Source organism: Pseudomonas hunanensis, from assembly GCF_013393325.1.
Taxonomy (GTDB): Bacteria; Pseudomonadota; Gammaproteobacteria; order Pseudomonadales; family Pseudomonadaceae; genus Aquipseudomonas; species Aquipseudomonas putida_P.
In genome coordinates this window covers 498,100-504,305 of record NZ_QJRC01000098.1, presented here as the reverse complement: position 1 = coordinate 504,305, position 6,206 = coordinate 498,100, and the positions used below count along the sequence as shown (strand labels likewise).

At 59.9% G+C, this 6,206-nt stretch carries 6 protein-coding genes and 1 pseudogene; 3 read left to right on the top strand and 4 right to left on the bottom strand.

The annotated features are described in order from the left end of the window. Window positions 1–18 precede the first annotated feature (18 nt). The 3 genes and pseudogenes from DM807_RS23960 to DM807_RS23955 all read right to left on the bottom strand — a co-directional run bounded on the left by DM807_RS23960 (window position 19) and on the right by DM807_RS23955 (window position 2,098). A protein-coding gene (locus DM807_RS23960) for an IS3-like element ISPpu22 family transposase (protein ID WP_085985440.1) occupies window positions 19–1,169 on the bottom strand; the annotation gives its coding sequence in 2 pieces (ribosomal slippage) (window positions 19–935 and window positions 935–1,169; 1,152 coding nt in all). A 63-nt stretch (window positions 1,170–1,232) separates the two neighbouring features. Continuing rightward, a pseudogene (locus DM807_RS27820) lies at window positions 1,233–1,406 on the bottom strand (DUF6538 domain-containing protein); the annotation flags it as partial. 272 nt (window positions 1,407–1,678) lie between these two features. Further along, window positions 1,679–2,098 carry a helix-turn-helix domain-containing protein gene (locus DM807_RS23955; protein WP_060493781.1) on the bottom strand — a complete coding sequence of 140 codons (420 nt, stop codon included), beginning with the start codon at window positions 2,096–2,098 and terminating at the stop codon, window positions 1,679–1,681. 82 nt (window positions 2,099–2,180) lie between these two features. Between DM807_RS23955 and DM807_RS23950 the strand changes: the two genes are divergently transcribed. Then, on the top strand, window positions 2,181–2,669 hold the full coding sequence (locus DM807_RS23950; protein WP_060515745.1) for a DUF2938 domain-containing protein: 489 nt from the start codon (window positions 2,181–2,183) through the stop codon (window positions 2,667–2,669). Between the two features lie 97 nt (window positions 2,670–2,766). Here DM807_RS23950 and DM807_RS23945 read toward each other — a convergent pair whose 3' ends face one another. Further along, complete coding sequence (locus DM807_RS23945) at window positions 2,767–3,531, bottom strand: substrate-binding periplasmic protein (protein WP_012273419.1); 765 nt, start codon at window positions 3,529–3,531, stop codon at window positions 2,767–2,769. Between the two features lie 124 nt (window positions 3,532–3,655). Here DM807_RS23945 and dnaX point away from each other — a divergent pair, with 124 nt between their 5' ends. Beyond that, the gene (dnaX, locus tag DM807_RS23940; RefSeq protein ID WP_179027998.1) at window positions 3,656–5,719 is read left to right on the top strand and encodes a DNA polymerase III subunit gamma/tau; all 2,064 of its coding nucleotides are present in this window, start codon (window positions 3,656–3,658) and stop codon (window positions 5,717–5,719) included. Window positions 5,720–5,782: 63 nt separating this feature from the next. Continuing rightward, window positions 5,783–6,118, top strand: a complete 336-nt coding sequence (locus DM807_RS23935; RefSeq protein WP_003254305.1) for a YbaB/EbfC family nucleoid-associated protein — start codon at window positions 5,783–5,785, stop codon at window positions 6,116–6,118. The last annotated feature ends 88 nt before the right edge of the window (window positions 6,119–6,206 follow it).

Sequence of the window (6,206 nt, the reverse complement as noted above, 5' to 3'; positions counted from 1 at the left end):
TGAATCGCCCCTGGTTTCCTAGACACTCTCCAAGCTCAGAAAATAGCGTTTCTCATACTCTACTGGCGACAGCTGCATAGCACTGCTGTGTCTGCGCCTTGGGTTATAAAACATTTCAATGTAATCGAAAATATCACTTCGGGCTTCGTCACGTGTTGCGTAGATTTTTCGTCGGATTCGCTCCCGCTTCAAAAGCTGGAAAAAGCTTTCGGCTACGGCATTGTCGTGGCAATTTCCCCGCCGACTCATGCTGCTGATTATATTGTTGGCCTTCAAGAAGCTTTGCCAGTCTGAGCTACTGAATTGACTGCCTTGGTCTGAATGGATCATCACTTGCTGCCGTGGTTTGCGGCGCCACACGGCCATCAACATCGCGTCAAGCGCCAGGTCGCTGCACATGCGGGGCTTCATTGACCAGCCAATCACTTGGCGGGAAAACAGATCCAGGACTACCGCTAGGTACAGCCATCCTTCATAGGTGCGGATGTAAGTGATATCGGTTACCCAGACCTTATTCGGCTCACTGACTTTGAACTGCCGCGCGAGATGGTTGGGAGAGGCCACTGTTGGCTTTCCACCGTAAAACCCTGGACGCCGCCGATAGCCCGTTTGCGAACGCAACCCCTCTGCCTGCATCAAGCGTCCGACTCGATTGCGCCCGCATGTCTCTCCCAGCTCACGCAGGTCATCATGAATTTTGCGGTAGCCGTACACACCTCCGCTTTCGAGCCAAGCATGTTTGATCAAGCCAAGCAGACGATGATCTTCTTTTGCTCGGGCAGATTGAGGCTCGGTCAGCCAGGCGTAGTAGCCGCTGGGATGCACCTTTAGGGTTTGGCATAGGCGCCGCACCGGGTGATCCGTCGAGTGCTTCTTGATGAAGGCGTACTTCAGTTGCACTCCTTGGCAAAGTACGCGGCGGCCTTTTTTAAGATGTCTCGCTCTTCAGTCACGCGCTTGAGTTCTGCGCGAAGCTTGCGCAGTTCGGCTTGCTGCTCATCGTCTTGCTGACGCTGCTCTTGGGGTTTGCTGTAGAGCTTGATCCAGGCGTAGAGGCTGTGAACAGACATGCCCAGGCGCTGGGCAACATCGGCGACAGTCTTGCCTTTCTCGGTCACTTGCTTGACCGCTTCGATTTTGAATTCTTCGGGGTAACGCTGACGACTCATGACACCTCCTATTTGGGCCTCATTATGAGGCTTGGAGGTGTCTACGAAACCAGGGGCGATTCAGTGCTCACTCAAGTGGCTATACACCTTCTGGACAAGTGAGGTTGCTAGGAATAGAGCTATCTGACGCTCACGCACTCGCAGGGAAACGCGAAGGGTGTGACGGTTGGGGAACAGGTGCTTTGGTAGTCGAAGGTTGAGGTAGTAGACGGACTGGCGGCGGATGATGTAGGCCATGTGGGAGCACCAGAGTGGACCAGTAAAGTGGACCAATTGAGTGGAACATTTCTGGTCACACCCCGAGCTTTGAGCGTGCATGCTGAGAGCTCACACGGATACAGAATCTGCTACCCCGTTGACCTGAAACCCTCGCCCTATAAGGCTTGCACCGATTGCTGAACACTCCCCCATGACATTTATTCAGGCCCGGAAGGGAGCAGCCATAGCGGGAACATCGAGTGCCGGGGTGTGGCTGGTGGGGCCGCCTCCATTTCTGGGGGTGAAAAACCTCAATTTGCCGCGAACGCCTTCGTTCTTCCCTGCTTCATTCCCAATGCTCCCGTAGCCGACAGTTTCATCAGCCGCTGAAATTTCGGGCATGCAAGATGATCTTCCTCCGGGCACTGCGCGGCATGCCGCAATCCTTTGCTCATGGCCTGCAGCCGCCTGATCCGCGCATCAATTTCGTCTGCCTTGGCCAGCAGCATCTGCCGGTCCACCTGCAAGTCCACCAGCATGGCGCCTACTTCATCCAGCGAAAATCCCGCCGCTTGCCCTAGGGCGATCAGTGCCAGCCTGTCTGCCACGTCGGCAGCAAACTGCCGCCGCTGGCCGCGCCCGGCCAGGGACTTGAGCAAACCTTTCTTCTCGTAGTAACGCAGTGTCGATGCAGGTACGCCTGTGCGTTTGGCGACGTCGGCAATGTCCATTTTTGGCCCTTGACTTGAAGTTGACTTCAACTTCTATGCTGCGCGGCATGGTGATGACCGTCAATCTTCGAGGGCTTGTTCAATGACGTTTACTGCGATGTTTCTAGCTGCCTTGCCGATTGGCATCGGTGCCACCATCGTGATGGACCTGTGGGGGTTGCTGCTGAGGCGGCTGGGTGTCGCCACATTGAACTTCGCCATGGTCGGGCGTTGGGCGGGGCATCTGCTTGACGGCCGTGTGTCGCACCAGGCGATTGCCAAAGCAGAGCCGGTGCGCAATGAGCTGGTGTGGGGGTGGGTGATTCATTATGCGATCGGCGTGCTGTTCGCGATGCTGCTGGTTGTGATCGTAGGTGAGAGCTGGTTGCTGGCGCCTACTTTGCTCCCTGCGGTAGTTGTTGGCGTAGGCACCGTCGTGGCGCCGCTGTGCTTCATGCAGCCGGTGATGGGGGCGGGTTTCTTCGCGTCCAGAACGCCGACGCCTGCGCGCAACTGCTTGAAGAGCTTGGCTACGCATTTTGTGTTTGGAGTGGGGTTGTTCTTGAGTGCGGGTTTGCTGGCTTTGGTGTGAGTGTGATCAATTTGGTCGGAGCCACCTTGCAAGCTCGCTCCTACATCTTCCCGGGCCAGTATCGCCTGCGCCTTCACACCTGTCAGCACAACCGAGATCAAGGGTGGGGCGCCGGAGCATCCCAAGGCCCCATCCCGCCATAGCGCTGCAAAATCCGCTCGATCTCCCCCGACTGCTTCATCCTTACCAACGCCCGCAACAACCCTTGTGTCGGCACTGCGGGATCATTGCGCACCATGCACCCGAGGTCCTGCTCTTCCAGCACCGCCAATCCCTGCAATCGTTGGTCGGCTGGCAAACCCTGGTTGAACCACTGCAACGACAGTTGGTTGCTCACCGCATGCCGATAGCGCCCAGCCTGCAGCTTCTGCAGCACCAGCAACTGGCTGCGGCTGTCTTCGCGGTGCAGTCGGCCTTGATCCAGCAGAGGTTGCAAGGTCGAGTAGGTGTAACCCAGCACCGTGCCGATAGCCTGGGCAGGCAATTGCTCCGCGGGCATCGGGGAGCTATCGCCAACGCGCCCCACCAGCAGGTCGCGCTGGTGAATCAGCGGGATGCTCCAGACAAAATCCCCTGGGCGATCATTGAACCACTGGGTGCTGACATAGCAGCGCACATCGATATCACCGCTGTTCATGGCCTCCTGCAGGCGCAGGCGAGCCATCACGTGGTATTGGGGGCGTACGCCCACTTCCTTGGCCAGCGCCTCTATCAGGTCGTACACCAGGCCTTCCACGGGCTGGTCAGCTTCGATGCGCACCAGCGGCATGCTCCAGCTCTCCGCGACAGAGAAGCGCAGCACCGGCTGTTCAGCCAGGCAGTGGGCAGACCAGAGCAGCAGAAGGGCCAGCAATATTGGCAAAGGCGTATCCTCCTTGAACAACGCGCCTGCTTCCAAGCTTAGACGACTCGCGCAGGGTGCAATTTTGCCCCCGCTCCGCTAGCATTAGCGATCTTCCGCTCTATCAGGCTACGATGGTTTTTCGATGAGTTATCAGGTTCTTGCACGTAAATGGCGTCCGCGCTCGTTCCGCGAAATGGTCGGCCAGGCCCATGTGCTGAAGGCCTTGATCAATGCCTTGGACAACCAGCGCCTGCACCACGCCTACCTGTTTACCGGTACCCGGGGCGTGGGCAAGACCACCATCGCCCGTATCATCGCCAAGTGCCTGAACTGCGAAACCGGCATTACCTCCACCCCGTGCGGCACCTGTTCGGTGTGCAGGGAGATCGACGAAGGCCGTTTTGTCGACCTGATCGAGATCGACGCCGCCAGCCGCACCAAGGTCGAGGACACCCGTGAACTGCTCGATAACGTGCAGTACGCCCCCAGCCGTGGGCGCTTCAAGGTCTACTTGATCGACGAAGTGCACATGCTCTCGACCCACTCGTTCAACGCCTTGCTCAAAACGCTGGAAGAGCCGCCGCCCTACGTCAAGTTCATCCTTGCCACCACCGACCCGCAGAAGCTGCCGGCCACCATCCTGTCGCGCTGCCTGCAGTTCTCGTTGAAGAACATGAGCCCGGAGCGGGTGGTCGAGCACCTGAGCCACGTGCTGTCCGCCGAAAACGTACCGTTCGAGCCGGATGCCCTGTGGCTGCTGGGCCGTGCGGCTGATGGCTCAATGCGTGACGCCATGAGCTTGACCGATCAGGCCATCGCCTTTGGCGAAGGCAAGGTGCTGGCTGCCGATGTACGCGCCATGTTGGGCAGCCTCGACCATGGCCAGGTCTATGGTGTGCTGCAGGCGCTGCTTGAAGGTGACGCCAGGGCGTTGCTGGAGGCCGTGCGCAACCTGGCCGAGCAGGGGCCGGACTGGTCGGGCGTGCTGGCCGAAATGCTCAATGTGCTGCACCGTGTGGCCATCGCCCAGGCGCTGCCGGAAGCGGTGGACAACGGCCAGGGCGATCGTGAGCGTGTACTGGCGCTGGCTTCGGCGCTGCCGGCCGAAGACGTGCAATTCTATTACCAGATGGGCCTGATCGGCCGCCGCGATCTGCCGTTGGCGCCGGACCCGCGTGGTGGGTTCGAAATGGTCCTGCTGCGTATGCTGGCGTTCCGCCCGGCCGATACGGACGACGCACCGAAACCGGTGCTAAAGCCAGTGGGGATCAGCCAGGCCACAGCTGATCCCGCAGCGCCGGTGGCAGCCTTGGCGCCGGCCGAGCCCACACCGCCTGTCGCGTTCGTGCCGCCTGAGCCTGCGGTAGCCGCGACGCAGGTGGAAGTGCCTGCACCGGCGACAGCCGACCATGAGCCGGAGGTCGAGCCAGACGTTGAGCTGAAGGCCGAGATCGAGGCCATTTCCGTGCCCGAGCCTGTTGCCGAGGTGGTCGACCTGCCATGGGAAGAACCGGCAGCCGCACCTGCTCCGGTAGCGGCTGCACCTGCACCTGTGCCTGAACCGGTTGCCCCGGCGGCGCCCCCGAAGGCTGCCCCGGTACTTGACGAGCCGCCTTTCGATCCGTCTGCCTATGCTGCCGTGGGCATGGATCGCGACGATGAGCCGCCGCTGGATGAAGACTACTACGGCGGCGAAAGCGACCCAGTCGGTTTCAGCTACCTGGACGAACTGGCCGAGCACGTTCAGGAAGAAGCGCCCAAGCCTGTAGCTCAACCGCTGCCAGCAGCCAAGCCGGCCACGGGCCTGGCCCTGCAATGGCTGGAATTATTCCCACAGTTGCCTGTGTCCGGTATGACAGGCAACATCGCGGCAAACTGTACGCTGATTACCGCCGAGGGTGACGATTGGCTGCTGCACCTGGACCCGGGCCAGGGCGCGCTGTTCAATGCAACCCAGCAGCGGCGCTTGAACGAGGCGCTTAACCAGCACCTGGGGCGTACGCTTAACCTGCGCATCGAGCTGATCCTGCCCGAGCAGGAAACCCCGGCCCAGGCCGCAGCGCGCAAGCGTGCCGAGCGCCAGCAGGACGCGGTCACTTCGATCGAGCAGGATCCGTTGATCCAGCAGATGATCAAGTTGTTCGGCGCCAAGGTACGGCAGGATACTATTGAGCCTGTAGAAGCCCTGGTCGATCAGGGCCAGTAACGGATAACCATGCGGCCGGCCCGATGCCAGGCCGCATCACATGACCCAATCGAGGTATACCCCATGATGAAAGGTGGCATGGCCGGCCTGATGAAGCAGGCCCAGCAGATGCAGGAAAAGATGCAGAAGATGCAGGAAGAGCTGGCCAACGCCGAAGTCACCGGCCAGTCCGGTGGCGGTCTGGTGAGCGTGGTGATGACCGGTCGTCACGACGTCAAGCGCGTCAGCATCGACCAGAGCCTGATGTCGACTGATGAAGACGACAAGGAAGTGCTGGAAGACCTGATTGCCGCTGCGTTGAACGACGCCGTGCGCAAGGTCGAGCAAAGCAGCCAGGAGAAGATGGGCGGCATGACCGCCGGCATGCAACTGCCGCCAGGCTTCAAGATGCCGTTCTAAGGGCATTGCGATACCCAAAACCGCCACTGACACCAGTGGCGGTTTTTTTTGCAGCGGTTTCAGCCCTGGCGCGGTCTACTGATTTGAC